Below are 1,671 nucleotides of genomic sequence, written 5' to 3' on the forward strand. Positions count from 1 at the left end.
AATGTTTTATGAACATGCTACAAAAGGTCGAAAACTGGGGTGATACCCATCATCCTAATTGGTTGAGCGCTGTGCGTATCTTGCTGGGACTGTTCCTGATGTGGGTAGGCGTGCTGTTTGTGCAGAACATTAACGCCCTGACCTCCCTTATCAAGGAAAATCCGGCGCTCACCACCTTGTCGTTCTTCCTCGCGCATTACATCGTATTCGCTCACACCGTAGGCGGTTTGTTCATTGCCATGGGGCTGCTCACCAGAGTAGGCGTACTGGCTAACATTCCCGTACTGCTGGGTGCTGTGTTGTTCGTGCATTCGCGCACAGGATTGTTCAACGTATACCCTGTACTGGGCCTGTCTATCCTGGTACTTTTCCTGCTCATTATATTCCTCGTCGAAGGCAGTGGCAGGATTTCAGTAGACGAATACATGAGACGGCATCCCGAAAAACAACGTCCGCATAAGTATGTAGAATAATGTAAAGGCGGATTCATACAGCCGTGCCTGTGAGTACACCACCGTACGATGGCGAGGGGAGCGTGTATCCCCGCATTTATCCCAATCTTATATTCCCCTAACATTTATATCACCGCTTCAATTCCGCGTCAAAGTTTTACTTTTGCAGTTCAGAAGATTGCATTTATGAAATATCAAATTGGCGACAGGATACTACTGTTGAGCTCTAAAGAAGAAGGAACAGTAATAGACCTGGTGAACGATAACATGGTGATGATTGAAGTGAAAGGCACCACCTTCCCGGTGTACCTGGATCAGATCGATTTCCCCTACTTTCATCGCTTCAGGCAGCAGAAACTGGTAAATGAGAAGCCCCGCCTCATTCCCGGCGATGAGATTAAAGTAGACAGAAGCAAGTACGAAGTATTTAAGACAGATAAGGGCATGTTCCTGTCTATACTGCCCGTATACCAGATGGATGGCTACGATGAAACCGTAAAACTGATGAAGTTTCATCTGTTCAATGACACACCGCATGCCATGCGCTTCTATTTCCAGATCTGGCTGAATAACCAGATGGACCTGGAAATAAAGAACGAAATTCAGCCGTATAATCATTTCTACCTGTCAGACCTGATGTTCGAATCACTGAATGATAACCCCAGGTTTGAATTCACATTTTTCCTGAAAGAACCACAAAGCAACCTGGCGCCTTCCGCCAAATACAGCTGGAAGATCAAGCCCAAACAGATGTTTGTACAGTTGCAGGAGCTTCGCTCAAAGGAAGAAGCCACGCTCACGCATGTGCTGTTCGAAAAGTTCCCGGAGAAAGCTCCTGAACCTCCCAAACAGGAAGAAACTGTAGCAAAGAAAAAAGGCGCGCAGCCCGTCACTATCGCCGGATCAGGCAATTTTGCAAGCCTGCTCAGCAAAATACAGCTGCAGCCGGAAACCACACTCGAGCCTAAATACGAGGTAGATCTGCACATCGAAGCCCTGGAAAAAAACTGGAAAGGACTCAGTAACATCGCCATCCTGGCCATACAGCTGAACGCCTTCCAGCGTTACCTGGAACTGGCCATCAGCCATCATCAGCACAGTTTGGTGGTAATCCATGGCGTAGGCAAAGGAAAGCTGCGGGAAGAAATACATACCGTCCTGCGGCAAACGCCGGAAGTAGCCTCCTTTGTGAATCAATATCACGCTAAATATGGCTAAG

At 47.5% G+C, this 1,671-nt stretch carries 2 protein-coding genes; both read left to right on the plus strand.

Translation table 11 applies throughout. The features are described from left to right. On the plus strand, positions 1 to 473 hold a 473-nt coding region (locus tag VM802_RS19625; protein ID WP_325533677.1), incomplete at its 5' end, for a DoxX family protein. Positions 474 to 638: 165 nt separating this feature from the next. Further along, a complete protein-coding gene (locus tag VM802_RS19630) occupies positions 639 to 1,670 on the plus strand; it encodes a Smr/MutS family protein (RefSeq protein ID WP_325533679.1) in 1,032 nt (343 codons plus the stop codon). Position 1,671: the final 1 nt, after the last annotated feature.

Source organism: Chitinophaga sp. (assembly GCF_035538455.1).
GTDB lineage: Bacteria > Bacteroidota > Bacteroidia > Chitinophagales > Chitinophagaceae > Chitinophaga.